The sequence below is a fragment of the Uliginosibacterium sangjuense genome (assembly GCF_059132465.1).
In genome coordinates, this window is the sequence record NZ_CP101132.1 from 1,161,256 (window position 1) to 1,182,983 (window position 21,728).

Annotated in this window: 7 protein-coding genes; 2 read left to right on the forward strand and 5 right to left on the reverse strand. The window is 68.0% G+C overall.

The window, feature by feature from the left end:
- Positions 1-12 precede the first annotated feature (12 nt).
- A complete protein-coding gene (locus NMB43_RS05315) occupies positions 13-897 on the reverse strand; it encodes a methyltransferase domain-containing protein (RefSeq protein WP_494351116.1) in 885 nt (294 codons plus the stop codon).
- The gene (gene bioB, locus NMB43_RS05320) at positions 894-1,898 is read right to left on the reverse strand and encodes a biotin synthase BioB (RefSeq protein ID WP_494351117.1); all 1,005 of its coding nucleotides are present in this window, start codon (positions 1,896-1,898) and stop codon (positions 894-896) included. Before bioB ends, NMB43_RS05315 begins: the two co-directional genes overlap by 4 nt.
- 114 nt (positions 1,899-2,012) lie before the next feature.
- Between bioB and NMB43_RS05325 the strand changes: the two genes are divergently transcribed.
- Complete coding sequence (locus NMB43_RS05325) at positions 2,013-2,684, forward strand: ComFC family protein (protein WP_494351118.1); 672 nt, start codon at positions 2,013-2,015, stop codon at positions 2,682-2,684.
- Positions 2,685-2,732: 48 nt separating this feature from the next.
- Positions 2,733-3,197 carry a tRNA (cytidine(34)-2'-O)-methyltransferase gene (locus NMB43_RS05330; protein ID WP_494351119.1) on the forward strand — a complete coding sequence of 155 codons (465 nt, stop codon included), beginning with the start codon at positions 2,733-2,735 and terminating at the stop codon, positions 3,195-3,197.
- On the opposite strand, the gene NMB43_RS05335 is transcribed toward NMB43_RS05330, so the two are convergent.
- The 3 genes from NMB43_RS05335 to NMB43_RS05345 are packed head-to-tail and all read right to left on the reverse strand — an operon-like array spanning position 3,198 to position 21,712.
- Positions 3,198-4,760, reverse strand: coding sequence for a sensor domain-containing diguanylate cyclase (locus NMB43_RS05335; protein ID WP_494351120.1), 1,563 nt, complete (start codon positions 4,758-4,760; stop codon positions 3,198-3,200). It abuts the gene before it with no gap.
- Positions 4,757-20,848, reverse strand: coding sequence for a cadherin-like domain-containing protein (locus tag NMB43_RS05340; RefSeq protein ID WP_494351121.1), 16,092 nt, complete (start codon positions 20,846-20,848; stop codon positions 4,757-4,759). The genes NMB43_RS05335 and NMB43_RS05340 overlap by 4 nt, the downstream gene beginning before the upstream one ends.
- Before the next feature lie 12 nt (positions 20,849-20,860).
- Positions 20,861-21,712: an efflux RND transporter periplasmic adaptor subunit gene (locus NMB43_RS05345; protein ID WP_494351122.1), complete on the reverse strand. Its 852-nt coding sequence runs from the start codon at positions 21,710-21,712 to the stop codon at positions 20,861-20,863.
- Positions 21,713-21,728: the final 16 nt, after the last annotated feature.

Genomic DNA, 21,728 nt, shown 5'->3' on the forward strand with positions numbered 1-21,728 from the left:
GGGAAGTCGGTCCTAGCTGCGTGGGCGGAATTGGATGACGTCCCGACCGTCATCCGTCTTCTTGGGCGCCGTCTTCCAGGCATGCCCGAATACCACTTCGATGGTGGCGGGGAGTACGCCGTCCCGGCGCAGGCTCTCGTAGGCGGCACGGGCGCGTTGCCACTCGTGCCGGCCGCTGAGACCGCGCGGTCGCGTCCGTGCGGCATTGCTGCAGCCTCCTTGGCGGAGGTCTTTGAGCAGGCCGTCGACATCTTGGTAGGTCAGCGTCAGGGTCTGCATGTCCATCACCGGCTCGGCAAAGCCGGCGCGCACCAGGCAATCGCCCAGGTCATGCATGTCGATGAAGCGATGCACGCGCTCGCCGCGCCCGGCCGGCAGGGCTGCGCGCAGCTCGCGCAGCGTGTCCGGGCCCAGGGTGGAGAACATCAGCATGCCGCCGACACGTAATACACGGTGCATCTCGCCCAGCGCGGGCATCGGGTCGGCCAGCCAGTTGAGCATCAGGTTGCTCCACACCATGTCCATGCTGGCGCGGGGGAAGGGCAGGGCCTCGGCATCGGCGCAGGCCAGCCAGGGTTCGCCCGGGCGCAGGATGCCCAGCACCCGCTGGACGAAGCTGCGGCCGCCGCGGCCCGTCTGCAGCGTGCGCCAGGCGAAGTCGACGCCGATGCGCTGTGCTTGCGGATAGTGCTTGGCCAGCAGGGGCAGGTCGCTGCCGATGCCGCAGCCCAGGTCGAGGATGCGGGCCGGCGTGTGGCGGATGTAGTCCAACCGCTCGGCCATGCGGGTGGCCACTTCGCGGCCCAGGAAGCCGCTCGCAGCCGCGCCCAGCGCATGGCGGTCAAAGCGCTGCCGGGCGAGCCGGCGGTCGATGTCGAAGTCTTGCGGCAGGCTCACACCGAACGCATGCCCAGGCGGGCCAGCAGGTTCTCGTCGCGTTCGACGTCGGGGTTGCCGGTGGTGAGCAGTTGCTCGCCGTAGAAGATCGAGTTGGCGCCAGCCATGAAGCACAGTGCCTGCAGCTCGTCGCTCATCTCGCGGCGGCCGGCGGACAGGCGCACGTATGACTTCGGCATGGTGATGCGCGCGACCGCAATGGTGCGCACGAACTCCAGCGGGTCGATCGGCGGCAGGCTGGCCAGCGGGGTGCCTTCCACGCGCACCAGGCCGTTGATGGGTACGGACTCCGGCGCCGGGTCCATGTTGGCGAGCTGGGCCACCAGGCCGGCACGGCCGCGGCGCGATTCACCCATGCCGATGATGCCGCCGGCACACACCTTGATGCCCACGTCGCGTACCTTGGCGATGGTGTCGAAGCGGTCGGCCTGCGAGTGCGTCGAGATGATCTGGTCATACATCTCGGGCGCGGTGTCGAGGTTGTGGTTGTAGAAGTCCAGCCCGGCCTCGCGCAGGAGTTCGGCCTGTCCGTCCTTGAGCATGCCCAGGGTGACGCAGGTCTCCAGGCCCAGAGCCTTCACCTCACGCACCATCTCCAGCACCGGCTCCAGATCGCGGCCCTTGGGGCTGCGCCAGGCGGCGCCCATGCAGAAGCGGCTGGCGCCGTTATTCTTGGCCAGGCGGGCTTTCTGCAGCACCTCTTCCAGCGACATCAACGGGGTTTCTTCGAGGCCGGTGTTGTAGCGCTTGGCCTGCGAGCAGTAGCTGCAGTCTTCCGAGCAACCGCCGGTCTTGATCGACAGCAGGGTCGAGCGCTGCACGGCGTTGGGATCGAAATGCTCGCGGTGCACCTGCTGGGCGCGGAACACCAGGTCCATGAAAGGCAGGTCGAACAGGGCGGCGACGGCGTCGATGGACCACGGACCCTCGGCCGGGGCGGGCTTGCGGGCGAAATTGATCGTGGCGCTTTGCGGCGCAGCGGTGCTGGTGCAACTGGTCATGGAGTGTGTTCTGTCAGGCGGGAAACGGGGTATCTTCTCGGAAAGGAGAAAGCCTTGTCAAACCAGCCGCAGGGTACGTGGTGGCATGCGATTGCCCGGCCTGCGGCGGCCTGGATGGCGCGCGCCTGGCCGCGTAGCTGCTTCGTGTGTGGTGGCCTTGCGGGTGCGCAGGCGGTGTGCGGGGCCTGCCTGGACGAGTTGCCCTGGCTGGTGGAGCCGCATTGCCCGCAGTGCGCCTTGCCCACCCCGCTGGGTGAGCGCTGCGGGCGTTGCCTGCGTCGCCCGCCCCATTTCGATGCCACCCAGGCCTTGTTCCGTTACGAGACGCCGCTGCGTGAGATGGTGCTGGCGCTCAAGCGGGGGCAAGGTTTCGCGCTGGCGCCCTGGTTTGCGGAACGCCTGCTGCCGCTGGTGGAGCACGAGGTCGACCTGGTCCTGCCGGTGCCGCTGCATGCCGCGCGTCTGCGCGAGCGGGGGTTCAACCAGTGTGTCGAGATCGGTGCCGGCCTGGCGCGTTCGCTGGGGCGGCCACTGGAGCGCGACGGCGTGCTGCGTGACGCGGATACCCCGCATCAGGTGGGGAAGCGGCGGGCGGTGCGACGGCGCAATGTGCGGGGGGCGTTCCGCTGTGTACGGCGTTTCGATGCCCAGCATGTACTGGTGCTCGACGATGTGATGACCAGTGGGGCGACGCTGGATGAACTGGCGCGCACGCTCAAGCTGGCGGGGGCTGTGCGGGTGACGAACCTCGTCCTGGCGCGCACGCTGCTGGGTGGGCGCGATTGAAGACTGGGGCGGCACAGGCCGCTCCGCAGAGCAGGGAGAAGGACGACGGTGTTTCACGTGGTGCTGTTTGAACCGGAGATTCCGCCCAACACGGGCAACATCATGCGCATGTGCGCCAACACGGGGGCGCGCCTGCACCTGATCGAGCCCTTGGGCTATTCGCTGGACGACAAGCTGCTGGCGCGCGCCGGCATGGATTACCGCGACCTGGCCACTTACACGGTGCATCCGGACTGGGCCCACTGCCGCGCGCAACTGGCGGGGCAGCGCATGTTCGCCATCTCGACGCGCGGCACGCGGATGATGGCGGACTTCGCCTTCCAGGCGGGCGATGTGTTCATCTTCGGTCCCGAATCGCGCGGCCTGCCGGAGGCGATGCTGGATGAAGTGGGGCGCGAGCAGTGCATGCGCATTCCGATGCAGGCGGGCTGCCGCAGCCTGAATCTCTCCAACGCGGCGGCGGTGGTGGTGTACGAAGCCTGGCGCCAGTGTGGCTACGCAGGCGGGGGCTGATCAGGCGGTGGCCGGCGAGGCGGGCTTGCTGTCTTCGGCCACTTTCGCCGCAATGACCTTGGAATAGGTCGTGGTGCGGTTTCGACCGTTGTGCTTGGAGTGGTACAGCGCCTGGTCGGCCTGGTCGGCGAGTTCCTCGGCGCTGCGCGCGCCGCTGGAGAGCGCGGCCACGCCGAAGCTGCTGGTGATGGTGGGCTTCTGGTCCAGCGGGAGCGCAGCACCGACCTCGGCCTCCACCTGCTCGCGGATGCGCTCGGCCACGGCATGGGCCTGCGCTGCGTCGGTGCCGGGCAGCGCGATGCAGAACTCCTCGCCGCCGTAGCGGCACACGATGTCGCTGTCGCGCGCCGAGCGCAGCAGGATAGCGGCGAACTTCTGGATCACCTTGTCGCCGATCTGGTGCCCATAGACGTCATTGACCGACTTGAACTTGTCGATGTCGGCCATGATGAAGGCGAAGCTCAGCTCGCGCTTCTGCGCGTCCGCGAACATGCGTTCGAACTCGGGGTAGAAGGAACGCCGGTTGCGTGCGCCGGTCATGGGGTCGACGCTGGCCAGGCGATGCAACTCGACGTTCTGCGCTTCCAGTTGCTCCTTGGAGGCGGACAGGTCGGCCATCAGGCTGACCAGTTGCTTGTTGGCTTCGTCGAGGTCGGTCACGTCGTTGAAGGACACCATGCAGCCGCGCACGTTGTCGCGCGCGTCGAGCACCGGCGAGCTGTTGGCGATCAGGCGGCGGGTCTCGCCGAGCTTGGTCCGGGCTTCGTAGACGTAGCCTTCGACCGGTGCCTTGTCGATCGCGCACTGCTGCCAGGGTGGGGTGCGCGCGACGTGCTCGGCACCCATGGTGAGCCAGGTGAAGTCCGCCGGATCGCGCCCGATGACCTGCTCACCCTCGTTCGGCATGAGGGCGTCGAAGTACTTGTTGGCCATGACGATGCGGCCCTGGGCGTTGAGGATCAGCACCGCCTCGCTCATCGCGTCGAAGGCCATCTGCACCCGCTCGGGGACGGCCGCGGTGGGGTCCAGGTGTTGCAGGCTGCGGCGAAGGTAGAGGTAGTAGATGGCGCCGGCCACCGCGGTGAACAGCAGCACCAGTTTCACCGTCGGCGACAGCAGGTGGGCGAGCCAGGAACTGCCGATCGGCTGGAAGCGCACCTCGACCTGGCCCCAGGCTGCCCCGGGCCGGTTGCTGGCAGCCAGGGGCACCACGAACTGCTCGCGTCCGAAGCTGGTGGGGTCTGTGCTGCGCCAGCCGCGCTCGTGTTCTGGGGTGGCGTAGATCAGCATGCCGCGGCTGTCGCGCACGCCGACCGAGGCCAGGCCGGGGTCGCGGCGCACCAGTTCGGGCACGACGCTGGCCACCGTGGTTTCGTCGCTGCGCATCATGAGGGTGGCGACCTGCACCGCGACGCCTTCGGCCAGGCGCTTGCGGACCTGGGCTTCCTGCTGGTCCGGATTGGGGAAGACGCCCAGCAGCAGGTCCAGGGCGAGCAGCAGGGTGACGCTCAGCGAGAGCAGGCCGAGGGTGATGCGGATGGTGGGGTTGAGACGGGAGATCACGCGTCGAGGTCCATCATCAGGGTTCGTTCCGGTTCGCGGCGTGTGGGTGCCATGGCATCGCGCTGTGGCAGGCGCGCGTCGATCGCGTCGTCATCGTTCTGGGCCTGTTCGTCGGCGAGGCTGCCACGCTGGCGGTTGCGCGCCAGGATGGGCAGCGGGTCAATGGTACGCCAGGCCGGGACCGAGGCCATGAGGGCGGTGATCAGGCCGGCCGAGCGACCGGCCCACCACACCACGCCGGCCGTCATGGCCACGGTGGCAACCTTGCCAGCCTGGGTCGGGGTGAGGTTGAGGAAGAGGTCCTCCTCCTGCGCCGGGCGCGTGATCGAACCCCAGTCGACCGACAACTCGCCTCCCTGGTTGCGGATCTGTTCGAGACTGCCCAGATCGACGTCGAAGCGCCCCAGCAACACGCGGATTTCCGGCGTGATGAGATCCGGTACTTCATTCGGCGTGCCACTCAGGTAGCGGTCTTCCAGGCCGGCGTAGAAGCGGCCACCGCTCGCGGCTGGTGACAGTGGCCCCTCGCCGCCGCCCAGGATGTTGCCGATGTCGGTGTCTTCGCGCAGGCCGCCCTCCGGCCACAGGCCGCGGTCCGGATCCGGATCCGGGTCTGGACCCGGCTTGGGATCGGGGTCGGGATCGGGGTCGGGATCGGGACCGGGACCGGGACCGGGACCGGGACCGGGACCGGGGTCCGGCGGCGGGCCAGGGTCGAGCAGGGGGGGCGTGCTGGTGCTGTCGTCTATGTTCAGGCCCACACGCGTCTGCGCCACGTGGCTGAGGCCGCCGCTGTCGATGGCGGTCAGGCTGAGGGTGGCTACACCGCTGTCGCCGGTGCTGGCGCTGAAGCCGAGCGTGGCGAGAGCGGCGTTGAGGGCCGCCTGGCTGCCGCTCAGGGTCATGGCCGGGGAGCCGTTGGCGCCGCTGCTGATGGTGACGCCGGTCGTGGGGGTGATGTGCAGGGTCCCACGGTCGACCTGCAGGCTCACGCTGCTGACGTTGCCATCGACGTCGCTGACGCTGATGCCGATGATGGGCACGGTGCTGGTCCCGCTCGCGAACAGGGCGTCCGGGGCCTGCACGCGGGGCGCCTCGTTGACGTTGATGACGCTGACCGTGAGGGCCTGGGTGTCGTTGAGGCCGGCGCCATCGCTGGCCTGCACGATGACGTGATAGACATTGTCGCGATCCGCATCCTGCGGGTTCTCGAAGTCCGGCGCGGTGATGAAACTCAGCGCGCCGGTGTTCGCGTCGATGACGAACAGGCTGGCGTCGCTGCCGCCGACGATGCTGAAGCCGAGGGTCTGGGTCGGCAGGTCGGCATCGCTGGCCGTGACGGTGGTGACGAGGCCCAGGCCTTCCTGCACCTGGCGGGCGGCCGTCGCGCCCGCGCCGTCGCTGGTGATGAGCGGGGCGTTGTCGTTGGCTGCTTGCAGCGCGATGCTGAACAGGCGGGTGCTGAACGAGCCGTCGCTGCTGCTGGCGCGCACCACGATGGCGTGGCTGCTGGCGGCCTCGTAGTCGAGCAGGCTGCCGTTGGCGACGCTGACCACGCCGGTGCTGGCGTCGATGGCGAAGCGGCCGCCGGCGTCGTCGTCCAGGCTGTAGGACACGGTGTTGTTGCTGCCGTCGGGGTCCGTGGCCTGCGCCGTGATGCCCACCGTCGCACCGGCGCTGGCGTTTTCGACGACGCCGTCGACTGTGGCGTCGATATCCGACAGCGGGCCCACGCCGGCCTCGTTGAGGTCGCCCAGTGCGATGCTCAGGCTGAGCGTGCTGAAGGAGCCGTCGCTGCTGCTGGCGCGCACCACGATGGCGTGGCTGCTGGCGGCCTCGTAGTCGAGCAGGCTGCCGTTGGCGACGCTGACCACGCCGGTGCTGGCGTCGATGGCGAAGCGGCCGCTGGCGTCGTCATCCAGGCTGTAGGACACGGTGTTGTTGCTGCCGTCGGCATCGCTGGCCTGGGCGGTGATGCCCACCGCGCTGCCGTTGGCGGCGCCTTCCGCGATGGTGTTGGCGGTGCCGTCGGTGTCGCTGACCGGGCCGAGCGCGAATTCGTTACTGTCGCTGACCTGGATGCTGAGGCTCTGCGTGTCGCTGAAACTGCCATCGCTGACCTGCACGATCACCTGGTACTGGTTGTCGCCGTTGCTGTCGGCCGGCGCCTCGAAGTCCGGCGCGGCGAGGAAGCTCAGCACCCCGGTGCTGGCGTCGATGCTGAACAGGGCGGCGTCCAGGCCGCCCACGATGCTGTAGCTGAGGCTCTGCGCCGGCAGGTCGGCGTCGCTGGCGAGAACGGTGGTCACGCTCGTGCCGTTCTCGGCCAGGTTGAGCGTCGCGCTGGCACCGCCGCCGTTGCTGGTGATCACGGGCGCATTGTCGTTGAGGGCTTGCAGGTTGATGGTGAGCGACTGGGTGCTGAATGAGCCGTCGCTGCTGCTGGCGCGCACCACGATGGCGTGGCTGCTGGCGGCCTCGTAGTCGAGCAGGCTGCCGTTGGCGACGCTGACCACGCCGGTGCTGGCGTCGATGGCGAAGCGGCCGCCAGCGTCGTCATCCAGGCTGTAGGACACGGTGTTGTTGCTGCCGTCGGCATCGCTGGCCTGGGCGGTGATGCCCACCGCGCTGCCGTTGGCGGCGCCTTCCGCGATGGTGTTGGCGGTGCCGTCGGTGTCGCTGACCGGGCCGAGCGCGAATTCGTTGCTGTCGCTCACCGTGACGACCAGGGTCTGGGTGTCGATGAGGCTGCCGTCGCTGGCCTGCACCACCACCAGGTACTGGTTGTCGCCGTTGCTGTCGGCCGGCGCCTCGAAGTCCGGCGCGGCGAGGAAGCTCAGTACCCCGGTGCTGGCGTCGATGCTGAACAGGGCGGCGTCCAGGCCACCCACGATGCTGTAGCCAAGGCTCTGTGCCGGCAGGTCGGCGTCGCTGGCCAGCACCGTGGTGACCGTGCTGGTGTTCTCGGTGAGGTTGATGGCGGCGGCGGCACCGCCGCCGTCGCTGCTGATGACCGGCGCGTTGTCGTTGATCGGCTGGACGGTGATGGCAAAGCTGGCCGCGCCGCCGCTGCCGCCACTGCTGTCACTGAGCGTGAACGAGAAGCCGTCGCTGCTGCTTTCCGAACCGTCATGCGTGTAGATGAGCTGGCCGGCGAGGATGTCGGCCTGGGTGAAGCTGCCGCCCACGCCCAGCACGCTGCCGCCCAGGCTCAACTGTCCGTTGGCCGGCACGCTGCTCAGGGTGTAGATGATTTGCGCGTTGCTGCTGTCGTTGTCGCTGGCCGACAGCATGCTGGTGTTGAGCGTCACGCTGGCGCCCTCGGCCAGCGTGGTGCCGGCGTTGACGTCCAGGGTGGGCGCGTCGTTGGTGTTGGCGACGGTGAGCTGGAAGACATCGGAGGCGGTGGCGCCGCTGCCGTCGGTGACGGTCACGGTGACGCTGAAGCTGCCCACGTCGGCATTGGCCGGGGTGCCGGAGAAGGTGCGCGTGGTGGCGTTGAAGCTGAGCCAGGCGGGCAGGGCCGAGGTGCTCCAGGTGAGCGTGTCGCCGGCGTCGACATCGCTGAAGCTGTTGGCCGGCACGGTGTAGCTGAAGGCGCTGTCCTCGACGGCGTTCTGGTCGGCCAGCGCGTTGTCCAGGGTGGGCGCGTCGTTGGTGTTGGCGACGGTGAGCTGGAAGACATCGGAGGCGGTGGCGCCGCTGCCGTCGGTGACGGTCACGGTGACGCTGAAGCTGCCCACGTCGGCATTGGCCGGGGTGCCGGAGAAGGTGCGCGTGGTGGCGTTGAAGCTGAGCCAGGCGGGCAGGGCCGAGGTGCTCCAGGTGAGCGTGTCGCCGGCGTCGACATCGCTGAAGCTGTTGGCCGGCACGGTGTAGCTGAAGGCGCTGTCCTCGACGGCGTTCTGGTCGGCCAGCGCGTTGTCCAGGGTGGGCGTGTCGTTGGTGTTGGCGACGGTGAGCTGGAAGCTGTCGGAGGCTGTGGCGCCGCTGCCGTCGGTGACGGTCACGGTGACGCTGAAGCTGCCCACGTCGGCATTGGCCGGGGTGCCGGAGAAGCTGCGCGTGGTGGCGTTGAAGCTGAGCCAGGCGGGCAGGGCCGAGGTGCTCCAGGTGAGCGTGTCGCCGGCGTCGACATCGCTGAAGCTGTTGGCTGGCACGGTGTAGCTGAAGACGCTGTCCTCGACGGCGTTCTGGTCGGCCAGCGCGTTGTCCAGGGTGGGCGTGTCGTTGACGCTGTTCACCGTGACCGTGATGGTGTCGCTGTCGCTCAGGGCGCCCCCGCTGCCGGTGGCGCCGAGGTCGTCGGTGAGGAGGGTGATCACCGCGCTACCGGTGAAGTCAGCCGGGGGCGTGAAGCTCATGCCCTCGAGTGCGGCGAGGATGGCCGACAGGCTGCCGCTGAAGACCATGCTCGCGTCCGCGCTGCCGTCACCGGTGGTGAAGCTGAGGCCACTGGTGCCGGCCAGGCTCAGGCTGCCCTGGGTGACCGACAGGCTGACCTGCACGGCATTGCTGCCGGCATCCGCGTCGCTGATCAGGATGGCGTTGCCATTGGCGCTGGAGAACACCAGGCTGCCATCTTCGGCCACGCTCTGGGCGCCGGGCACTGTGTTGAGCGGCGCGTCGTTGACGGCGGCGATGTTGATGGTGGCGGTGTCGCTGGCGAGCAGGGCGCCGTCGTCGATCTCCAGGCTCAGGCTGGCGCTGGCGGGCGGGGCGTTCTGGGCCATCAGGAAGCTGATGCTGGCCGCACCGTTGCCGGCCAGCAGGTCGTTGATCTGGGCCAGCGTGCCGCTCAGGCTCAGCGTGTTGCTGCCCGACCCCGAGATCACCACGCCGGTGCTGCCGGCGTTGGCGGTGAGCGTGCCGGCACTGACCGACAGCGTGGCGCTGATGATCGAGTTGCCGGCGTCCGGGTCGGTCAGGCTCATGCCGGTGCCGGAGAGGGTAAGTGATACCTGCTCGGTTGCGTTGTAGCTGGCCTGGGTGATGTCGGCCGTGGGGGCGTCGTTGACCGCGGCGATGTTGATCGTCACCGCCGCGCTGTCCGCGAGATTGCCGCCGCTTCCGCTGTTGCCGTTGTCATCCAGGGTCAGGCTCAGGGTGTCGGTGGCCGGCGGGGCGTCGCTGTTGATCAGGTAGCTCAGGCTGGCGCCGCTGCTGCCGGCCAGCAGTGCATTGAGCTGGGCCAGGGTGCCGTTGAGGGTCACGCTGGCGGTGCCGGAGTTGGCTGCGATGACGCCGCTGCTGCCGGCGGACACGATCAGGCTGCCATGGCTGACGGACAGCGTGAGGGTCAGCGTGCCACCGCCGGCATCTACGTCGTCGAGCGAGATGCCCGTGCCGCTGAGCACCAGGCTCTGCTGTTCGGTGGCGTTGTAGGACGGCTGGGTGACGGTGATGGCCGGGGCGTCGTTGACCGCGGCGACGGTGATCGAGACGCTGTCGGCATCGGTCTGGGCGCCACCGCTGCCGGTGCCGCCCAGGTCCGAGGTGTTGATCAGCAAGGTGTCGCTGCCGTTGTGGTTGCTGAAGGGGGTGTAGCTGAGCCCGTCCAGCGCGGCATTGATGTCGGCAAGGCTGCCGCTGAAGCGCAGGGTGGCATCGGCCGTGCCATCGCCGATCGAAAAGCTCAGCCCCGTCGTGCCGGCCAGGGTAAGCGTGCCGTTGAAGACGCTCAGCAGCACCTGCACGCTGCCCGTGGCGTCGACGTCGGCGAGCGCGATCAGGTTGCCATTGGCGGTGGAGAACACCAGCACGCCGTCCTCGTCGACGTTCTGGGCCGCGGGTATGGTGTTGACCGGGGCGTCGTTGACGGCACTGAGGTTGATCGTTACCTGCGCGCTGTCGCTCAGGTTGCCACCGCCGCTGTTGCCGTTGTCGTCGACCGCCAGGGTCAGCGTGACCGAGGCGGGTGGCGTGTCGCTGGGGTGCAGGAAGCCGATGGTGGCGCCGCCATTGCCGGCCAGCAGGTCGTTGAGCTGGGCCAGGGTGCCACTGAGGGTGACGCTGGCGCTGCCGGAGTTGCTGACGAGCACGCCGCTGCTGCCGGCCACCACGTTGAGCACGCCGCCGCTGACCGACAGGGTGGCGGTCAGCGTGCCGCCGGCGGCATCCACGTCGGCAAGCGACAGGCCGGTGTTGTGCAGGGCCAGGCTCACCTGCTCGGTCGCGGTGTAGGACGGTTGGGCGATGCTGACCACCGGCGCATCGTTGACGGCGGCGACGTTGAGCGTGACCTGGTCGAGGTCGAAGAGCGCGCCACCCGAGCCGTTATTGCCGAGGTCGTTGCTGAGGAGGCTCAGTGTATCGCTGCCGTTGAAATGGGCGTCTGGCGTGTAGCTCAGGCCATCGAGGGCGGCATTGACGTCGGCGAGGCTGCCGCTGAAGACCATGTGGCCATCGGCCGTGCCGTCGCCGGTGGTGAAGGACAGGCCGGTGGTGCCGGCGAGGGTGAGCCTGCCATTGCCCACACTCAGCGTCACGCGCACATTGCCGCTGGCGGCGTCGGCGTCGGCGAGCGCGATCAGGTTGCCATTGGCGGTGGAGAAGACCAGGGTGGCGTCTTCGTTGAGGTTCTGCGCGCCGGGCACGGTGTTGACCGGGGCGTCGTTGACGGCACTGAGGTTGATTGTCACCTGCGCGCTGTCGCTCAGGTTGCCACCGCCGCTGTTGCCGTTGTCGTCGATCGCCAGGGTCAGCGTGACCGAGGCGGGTGGCGTGTCGCTGGGGTGCAGGAAGCCGATGGTGGCGCCGCCATTGCCGGCCAGCAGGTCGTTGATCTGGGCCAGCGTGCCGGTCAGCGTGACGCTGGCGCTGCCGGAGTTGCTGACGAGCACGCCGCTGCTGCCGGCCACCACGTTGAGCACGCCGCCGCTGACCGACAGGGTGGCGGTCAGCGTGCCGCCGGCGGCATCCACGTCGGCAAGCGACAGGCCGGTGTTGTGCAGGGCCAGGCTCACCTGCTCGGTCGCGGTGTAGGACGGTTGGGCGATGCTGACCACCGGCGCATCGTTGACGGCGGTGAGGTTGATGGTGGCGCTGTCCGAGCTGCTCAGCGGCCCGCCTGTGCCGGTGTTGCCGCCGTCATCCACGGCGAGGGTGAGCGTATCGCTGGCGGGGGGCGTGTCGCTGTTCAGGATGTAGTCCAGCGTGGCACCGCCATTGCCGGCCAGCAGGTCGTTGATCTCGGCCAGGGTGCCCGTCAAGGTCAGCGTGTTGCTGCCGGAACCCGAGATCACCACGCCGGTGCTGCCGGCCCCGGCGGTGAGCGTGCCGGACACCACCGACAGCGTGGCCGTGATCGTGGCGCCGCCGGCGTCGATGTCGCTGATCGACAGGCCGGTGCCGGCCAGGGTCAGCGTGGCCTGCTCATTGACGTTGTAGCTGTTGGGCGTGATCGTCGCGACCGGCGCGTCGTTGACCGCACCGACCGTGATCGTGAGGTTGTCGCTGTCCTGCAGGGCGCCGCCGCTGCCGCTTGAACCCTGATCGTCGGTCGTGATCGACAGCGTGGCCGTGCCGTTGAAGTTTGCGGTGGGCGTGAACACCAGTCCATTCAGCGCGGCATTGATGGCGGCCTGGGTGCCACTGAACACCATGCTGGCGTCGCCTGTGCCGTCGCCGCTGCTGAAGCTGAGACCGGCCGTGCCGGCCAGGCTCAGCGTGCCGTTGGAGACGCTCAGCGTGACTTCCAGGGTGGCATTCTCGTTGGCAACATCCGACACGCTGATGGCGCTGCCGCCGGACAGCGTCAGCGTGCCATCCTCCGCCACGCTCTGCGCGGCCGGCAGGCTGTTGACCGGGGCGTCGTTGACCGCGTTGACGTTGAACGTGAAGGTGTCGCTGTCGTCGTCGAACCCACCGACCGAATCCTGCACCGTGAAGTCGAAGCCGGCGTAGGCGTTGCCGTTGGCATTCAGGCCGGGGGTGAAACGCAGCAGGCCGCTGTTGATGTCGGCCACGCTGACGATCTGGCCCGCCGTCACGGCCACGCCGTTCAGGCGCAGACTGCCCGCACCGGGCAGGCTGTCGATGCGCACCGCCGCCAGGGTATGACCGTCCACATCGGGGAAGCCGCCGAAATCGCCCGCCGAGATGACGTAGGCCGTGTCTTCGTCGAAGCTGCGCGAGACGTCGACCCCTTCGGGGGGATTGTTGGCGCCGACTGTGACGGTGACGGTCGCCGTATCGCTGCCGCCATTGCCGTCACTGACCGTGTAGCTGAAGGACACCGGATTGCTGGAGCCGCTTGGCGGCAGCACGGTCAGGCTGCCGTTGGCATTGAGCGTGACCGAACTGCCGTCGCCCAGCACCACCGGCACGCCGACCGAGGCCGCGTTGCCGTCGATGCTGGTGACGGTCAGCGTGTTGCCTTCCGCGTCGCTGTCATTGGCGAGCACCGCGATGTTGATCGGGGTGTCGATCGGCGTGAAGGCGCTGTCGTCGTGCGCATCCGGTGCATCGTTGGTGGCGCTGACATTGATCGTGCGGGTGTCGTTGCCGGTGGCACTGCCATCGTTGACGGTGAAGGTGACGACGCGGGCCGAGGTGCTGGGGTTGTCGGAGCTGTTCTGGTAGGTGACCGCGCGCAGGGCGGTCTGGTAGTTGGCGATGGTGGTGGTGCCGGAGAGCGTGAGCGTGCCGGTGGCGGCGTTCCAGGAACCGGTGATGCCCAACTGGTTGGTGAAGGCCAGCACGTCCTGGCCGTTGGCATAGTTGCCGGTGATCTGCACGGTGGCGCCGGTCAGGTTCGTGCTGTCGGCATCGCTGATGGTGAGCGCGCTGTCGATGGCGGTGGCCGCCGCGTTCTCGGCGTAGGCCAGGGCCGTGTTGTCGACGCTGATGAGCGGCGCATCGTTGGCGGCAGCCACGCTGATGTTGCGCGTGGCCGTGTTGCTGTTGGCGCTGCCATCGTTGGCCGTGAAAGACACGGTCCGCGTGGCCGTGCTCGGATTGTCGGAGCTGTTCTGGTAGGTGACCGAGCGCAGCGCGGTCTGGTAGTTGGCGACCGAACTGCTGCCCGACAAGGTGAGCGTGCCGGTGGCGGCGTTCCACGAACCGGTGATGCCCAACTGGTTGGTGAAGGCCAACACGTCCTGGCCGTTGGCATAGTTGCCGGTGATCTGCACGGTGGCGCCGGTCAGGTTCGTGCTGTCCGCGTCGCTGATGGTGAGCGCGCCATCCACCGCCGTGGCCGCATCGTTCTCGGTGTAGGCCAGGGTGCTGCCGGTGGTGGCCAGCACGGGTGCGTCATTGACGGCATTGACCGTGATGGCGATGTTGTCGACATCCTGCTGGGCACCGCCGGAGCCGGTGTTGCCCTGGTCGTTGGTGGTGAGGGTCAGGGTGTCGGCGCCGTTGTAGTTGGCGGTGGGTGTGTAGGCCAGGCCATTGAGCGCGGCATTGATGCTGGCCAGCGTGCCGGTGAAGGTCATGCTGGTGTCGGCGGTGCCGTCGCCGGTAGTGAAGGACAGGCCGGTGGTACCGGAGAGCGTCAGCGTGCCCTGGGTGACGGCGAGGGTGACGCGCAGGCTGCCGCTGGCGGCATCGACATCGGCGATGGAGATCAGGTTGCCGTTGCCGCTGGAGAAGACCAGCGCCGTGTCCTCGTTGGTGGCCTGGGCGCCGGGCACGCTGTTGAGCGGCGCGTCGTTGGTGGCGCTGACATTGATGCTCACGGTGTCCGAATCGGTGGCGTTGTTGCTGTCGGTCGACAGCACGGTCAGGGTGTCGCTGCCGTTGAAGTTCAGGTTGCCGCGATAGACCAGGCTGGCCAGGGTGGCATTGATGTCGGCCTGGCTGCCGCTGAGGGTCAGCGCGCCCGAGCCATTGCTGCCGGCAGAGATGGAGGCGCTTCCGGAGAGCGTGACGTTGAGCGTGCCATTGCCCACCGACAAGGCCACGGTGATCAGGTTGGCATCGACGTCATTGACGGAGATGCCCGCGATCGACAGGTTGGTGTCCTCATTGACCGTCTGCGCGCCGGGCACGTTGTTGACCGGAGAATCATTGACGGCATTGACCGTGATGGCGATGTTGTCGACATCCTGCTGGGCACCGCCGGAGCCGGTGTTGCCCTGGTCGTTGGTGGTGAGGGTCAGGGTGTCGGCGCCGTTGTAGTTGGCGGTGGGTGTGTAGGCCAGGCCATTGAGCGCGGCATTGATGCTGGCCAGCGTGCCGGTGAAGGTCATGCTGGTGTCGGCGGTGCCGTCGCCGGTAGTGAAGGACAGGCCGGTGGTACCGGAGAGCGTCAGCATGCCCTGGGTGACGGCGAGGGTGACACGCAGGCTGCCGCTGGCGGCATCGACATCGGCGATGGAGATCAGGTTGCCGTTGCCGCTGGAGAAGACCAGCGCCGTGTCCTCGTTGGTGGCCTGGGCGCCGGGCACGCTGTTGAGCGGCGCGTCGTTGGTGGCGCTGACATTGATGCTCACGGTGTCCGAATCGGTGGCGTTGTTGCTGTCGGTCGACAGCACGGTCAGGGTGTCGCTGCCGTTGAAGTTCAGGTTGCCGCGATAGACCAGGCTGGCCAGGGTGGCATTGATGTCGGCCTGGCTGCCGCTGAGGGTCAGCGCGCCCGAGCCATTGCTGCCGGCAGAGATGGAGGCGCTTCCGGAGAGCGTGACGTTGAGCGTGCCATTGCCCACCGACAAGGCCACGGTGATCAGGTTGGCATCGACGTCATTGACGGAGATGCCCGCGATCGACAGGTTGGTGTCCTCATTGACCGTCTGCGCGCCGGGCACGTTGTTGACCGGAGAATCATTGACGGCATTGACCGTGATGGCGATGTTGTCGACATCCTGCTGGGCACCGCCGGAGCCGGTGTTGCCCTGGTCGTTGGTGGTGAGGGTCAGGGTGTCGGCGCCGTTGTAGTTGGCGGTGGGTGTGTAGGCCAGGCCATTGAGCGCGGCATTGATGCTGGCCAGCGTGCCGGTGAAGGTCATGCTGGTGTCGGCGGTGCCGTCGCCGGTAGTGAAGGACAGGCCGGTGGTACCGGAGAGCGTCAGCGTGCCCTGGGTGACGGCGAGGGTGACACGCAGGCTGCCGCTGGCGGCATCGACATCGGCGATGGAGATCAGGTTGCCGTTGCCGCTGGAGAAGACCAGCGCCGTGTCCTCGTTGGTGGCCTGGGCGCCGGGCACGCTGTTGAGCGGCGCGTCGTTGGTGGCGCTGACATTGATCGTGCGGGTGTCGTTGCCGGCGGCACTGCCATCGTTGACGGTGAAGGTGACGACACGGGCCGAGGTGCTGGGGTTGTCGGAGCTGTTCTGGTAGGTGACCGCGCGCAGCGCGGTCTGGTAGTTGGCGACGGTGGTGGTGCCGGAGAGCGTGAGTGTGCCGGTGGCGGCGTTCCACGAACCGGTGATGCCCAACTGGTCGGTGAAGGCCAGCACGTCCTGGCCGTTGGCATAGTTGCCGGTGATCTGCACGGTGGCGCCGGTCAGGTTCGTGCTGTCGGCATCGCTGATGGTGAGCGCGCTGTCGATGGCGGTGGCCGCCGCGTTCTCGGCGTAGGCCAGGGCCGCGTTGTCGACGCTGATGAGCGGTGCATCGTTGGCGGCAGCCACGCTGATGTTGCGCGTGGCCGTGTTGCTGTTGGCGCTGCCATCGTTGGCCGTGAAAGACACGGTCCGCGTGGCCGTGCTCGGATTGTCGGAGCTGTTCTGGTAGGTGACCGAGCGCAGCGCGGTCTGGTAGTTGGCGACCGAACTGCTGCCCGACAAGGTGAGCGTGCCGGTGGCGGCGTTCCAGGAACCGGTGATGCCCAACTGGTTGGTGAAGGCCAGCACGTCCTGGCCGTTGGCATAGTTGCCGGTGATCTGCACGGTGGCGCCGGTCAGGTTCGTGCTGTCCGCGTCGCTGATGGTGAGCGCGCTGTCGATGGCGGTGGCCGCCGCGTTCTCGGCGTAGGCCAGGGCCGTGTTGTCGACGCTGATGACCGGTGCGTCGTTGGCGGCCGAAACATTGATCGTGCGGGTGTCGTTGCCGGTGGCACTGCCATCGTTGACGGTGAAGGTGACGACACGGGCCGAGGTGCTGGGGTTGTCGGAGCTGTTCTGGTAGGTGACCGAGCGCAGCGCGGTCTGGTAGTTGGCGACGGTGGTGGTGCCGGAGAGCGTGAGTGTGCCGGTGGCGGCGTTCCAGGAACCGGTGATGCCCAACTGGTTGGTGAAGGCCAGCACGTCCTGGCCGTTGGCATAGTTGCCGGTGATCTGCACGGTGGCGCCGGTCAGGTTTGTGCTGTCCGCGTCGCTGATGGTGAGCGCGCTGTCGATGGCGGTGGCCGCCGCGTTCTCGGCGTAGGCCAGGGCCGTGTTGTCGACGCTGATGACCGGTGCGTCGTTGGCGGCCGAAACATTGATCGTGCGGGTGTCGTTGCCGGTGGCACTGCCATCGTTGACGGTGAAGGTGACGACACGGGCCGAGGTGCTGGGGTTGTCGGAGCTGTTCTGGTAGGTGACCGAGCGCAGCGCGGTCTGGTAGTTGGCGACGGTGGTGGTGCCGGAGAGCGTGAGTGTGCCGGTGGCGGCATTCCAGGAACCGGTGATGCCCAACTGGTTGGTGAAGGCCAGCACGTCCTGGCCGTTGGCATAGTTGCCGGTGATCTGCACGGTGGCGCCGGTCAGGTTTGTGCTGTCCGCGTCGCTGATCGTGAGCGCGCTGTCGATGGCGGTGGCCGCCGCGTTCTCGGCGTAGGCCAGGGCCGTGTTGTCGACGCTGATGACCGGTGCGTCGTTGGCGGCCGAAACATTGATCGTGCGGGTGTCGTTGCCGGTGGCACTGCCATCGTTGACGGTGAAGGTGACGACACGGGCCGAGGTGCTGGGGTTGTCGGAGCTGTTCTGGTAGGTGACCGCGCGCAGCGCGGTCTGGTAGTTGGCGACGGTGGTGGTGCCGGAGAGCGTGAGCGTGCCGGTGGCGGCATTCCAGGAACCGGTGATGCCCAACTGGTTGGTGAAGGCCAGCACGTCCTGGCCGTTGGCATAGTTGCCGGTGATCTGCACGGTGGCGCCGGTCAGGTTTGTGCTGTCCGCGTCGCTGATCGTGAGCGCGCTGTCGATGGCGGTGGCCGCCGCGTTCTCGGCGTAGGCCAGGGCCGTGTTGTCGACGCTGATGACCGGTGCGTCGTTGGCGGCCGAAACATTGATCGTGCGGGTGTCGTTGCCGGTGGCACTGCCATCGTTGACGGTGAAGGTGACGACACGGGCCGAGGTGCTGGGGTTGTCGGAGCTGTTCTGGTAGGTGACCGCGCGCAGCGCGGTCTGGTAGTTGGCGACGGTGGTGGTGCCGGAGAGCGTGAGCGTGCCGGCGGCAGCGTTCCACGAACCGGTGATGCCCAACTGGTTGGTGAAGGCCAGCACGTCCTGGCCGTTGGCATAGTTGCCGGTGATCTGCACGGTGGCGCCGGTCAGGTTTGTGCTGTCCGCGTCGCTGATCGTGAGCGCGCTGTCGATGGCGGTGGCCGCCGCGTTCTCGGCGTAGGCCAGGGCTGAGTTGTTGATGTTGATGACCGGCGCGTCGTTGACTGCCGTGATGTTGATGGTCGCACTGTCGGAGCCCGACAGGCTGCCGTCGCTGGCCTGGATCGTTATGCTCACGCTGGTGGCCGGGGTGTCGTCTGCCAGGCGGAAAGTCAGGGTGGCCGAGCCATTGCCGGCGAAGAAGTTGTTGAGCTGGGTGACCGTGCCGCTGATGACCAGGCTTTCGGTGCCGTTGCCGGAGACGATGCTGATGCCCGAGCTGCCCGCCGAGGCGGTGAACTCGGCGTTCGTGTCGGGACTGGAGATCGTGACGGTCAGCGAGGCGGAGTCATCGCTGATCGAGATGCCTGTGCCGTGCAGGTTGAGTGAGACCTGCTCGGTGGCCGAGTAGGTCGTCGGTGTGATCGTGACCGTGGGCGCGCTGTTGAAACTGTACTTCTGGATGAAGCCATCGGTGCCAGAGCGCGAGGTGTCCGGCGCGCCGGCCGTGCTGAGGCCGTTGGACGCGGTGGAGCCGGCGACGAACACGGTCGAACCGCTGGCGGCGACGGCATTGCCCACGTCCGAACTGCTGCCGCCGATGTAGGAGCCGTAGGTCAGTGCGGCGCCGCTCGAACTGATGATTGCCAGGTAGGCGTCGAAGCCGCTGTCGAGCGAGGTGTCCAGCGCATCGCCCGAGGTCGGCAGGGTGGTCGAGTTGGTCTCGCCGGTCAGGGCGATGGAATCGTCCGCGCGGACCGCGACGCCGTAGACGCGGGTGACTTTGCCCGACTCGTTGCCGTAGTAGGTGAAGAACTCCTGCGAGGAGGCGCCGTTGGTGGTGGCGTTGAACTTGGCGACGAAGCCTTCGGTGGTCGAGTTGAAACTGGTGTCGTAGGCTCCGCTGGAGGCCAGGCCGCTGGAGCCGCTCACCCCGCCCACGATGACCTTGTTGGCGGAGTCGAGCGCGACGCTGTAGGCCTCGTCGCTGCCGGAGCCGCCGATGTAGCTGAAATAGTCCCAGGTCAGCGAGGTGGTGTAGCGCACCACGAAGCCGTCGCTGGCGCCGCCACCGAAGCTCGACTGCCCCTTGTTGCTGGGCAGGCTGGAACTGAAGGCGCCGTCTGTGATGCCGACCACGTAGATGCGACCCGAGCCATCCAGCGCGATGTCGCGGCCATAGGCATCGCCTGACTGCGCATAGGTCTGTGCGTCGACCAGGGAGCCCGTCCCGCTGCCGGCGGTGTTGTACTTGGCGACGTAGAGGTCGTGGTTGGATGTCGTGCCGAGACCGCCGGTCACGTAGGCGTTGCCGCTGTTGTCGACCGCCACGCCGTAGAAGATGTCGCCGCCGCCGCCATCTTCGCTGTAGGTGCCATACAGCACGCTGCTGCCGCTGCTGTCGAGCTTGGCGAGGAAACCGTCCACCGTGCTGTCACGCGTGGTGTCGGCGCCGTTCGGCACGCTGATGTCGGTCGAGCTGGTCTGGCCGACGATATAGACGTTGCCACTGCTGTCGACGTCGATGCCCCAGCCCGAGTCGTCGCCGCCGCCGCCGTAGTAGGTCACCCAGGCCAGCGTGCCGTCGCTGTTGTACTTGGCTACGAAGGCCTCGTTGGAGCCGTCGAGGGTGGTGTCGCCCACCGTGGCCAGCCCCGAGCTGGAGGTCGTGGTCCCGACGGTGTAGAAGTTGCCGGCGCTGTCCACGGTCATGTCATTGACATTGTCCGTGCCCGAGGCCCCGAGGTAGGTGCCATAGCTCAGGACCGGGTCGATCACCAACGCGCGGCTGTGGTCGTAGTCGCCCAGCACGAAGCCGACCGAACCGTCGGCATGGATCACGTAGTGGCTGGCGACCGCCTCGCGCTGGCCGAGGGCGTCGATCTGGTAGCTCACCGGCGCCATGAAACGGATCGATTCGTTGGGGGAGAGCCGGAGTTCCAGCTCGCCGTTGTCGGCGATGCTGAGGCTGTCCACTCCGCTGAAGGCGAGACGGATCTGGCCGGTGTCGGCGCCAGCGGCGACCAGGAAGTCATATTCGAGCTGGCGCTGGTTGCCGTAGTAGCGCAGGTCGATGCCGTCCCACACCCCGTCGTAGCGGATCGCGCCCTGGTGGGCCACTCTCGTCAGCCAGCTCTCCTGGCTGCCGGTCAGGTAATTGCTGTAGCTGCCCAGGGCCTGTTCGCCATAGGCCGCGCTGGGGTCCTGGGCGTCCACCAACTGCAACTGCACCAGGCGGCTTTGCTCGCCCTGGTGGAACAGCAGCCAGGCGTCGCCCTGGCTGAAGTAGGCGTCATAGCCATCGCCGTGGGCGAGGAAATCGAACTCGTCCGCCGCTTGTCCCAGGTTCTCCTCGAAGGCGAGCGGGGGCGTGACGGCATTCTGCTGGTCTGTGCTCCCGTCCTGCTGTGGCGCTTCGCTGGTGGTGGGCGGACTGGCGTCGAGGATGCGCACCTCCGCCGCCTCGTCCTCGACACCCGGGGCCAGATCGGCCGAATACAGCAGACGCGCCTCGACCTCCTCAAACACGCTGGCGCGCGGCTGGGGCGTGGCCGGCCGGCGCCGGGCCAGGCGCTGCCAGGCGCGGCCGACACGGTGGAGGAGATCGGAGTGCCCCATGCCGATGTCCGTTCAGGGCTGCTCGAACTGCACCTGGCAGCGCAGACCGGAGGGGATCTGGCCGCCCGGGTTGGGCAACTCGAGGCGGATGCGGAAGGTGTTGCTGGCGGCATCAACCACCGCGTCCACACGGGCCACGCGGGCCGACGTCTCCTGCGCGCCCGCCAGCTCCGGCGTCACGCGCGCGTTCATGCCGGCCTTGATCTGGCCGAAGCGGGCGGCGGGGGCGACCACCTCCACCCGCAAGGGGTCGATCTGCGCCAACTTCACCACCGGCTTGTCCTCCACCCGGGCGCCGGCCTGGAGGTAGCGCTCCACCACCACCCCGCCGAAGGGCGCGACGATGGTGCGCAGCCCGAGCTGGGCACGCGCCACACCCATCTCCTCGCGCGCCACCACGCGCTGCTCCTGCGCCTGGGCGTAGCGCATCGCGGCCACCTTGGCCTCCGACACGGCCTGGTCGCGCGCCTGGGGCGAGATGAAATTCTTGGCCAGCAGTTCCTCGGCGCGATCCGCCTTCTTCTGCGCGAACTCGTAGGCGGCCTTGGCGGCGGCCACGTCGGCGCGGTTCTCGAAACGCTGCGAGGCGGCAGCCACCGAGGCACGCTCCACGTCGTCGACGAGTTGGGCCAGCACCTGGCCCTTCTTGACCGCGTCGCCGCGATCCACCAGCACCTTGGCGAGCACCCCGACCACCGGGCTGCCGACATCCACTTCTGCGGTGGGGGTGAGCAGGCAGCCCAGCACGTCCGGACGGGCGCTGCCGGCCTTCCAGGCATTGGAGGGGGCGGTCGGCGGGTCGGCGGCCAGGGCTGGCACGGCGAGCAGGGCGAGGAAGAGGAGGAACGGGCGGGTCATGAACATGTGTTCTCGGTTCAGG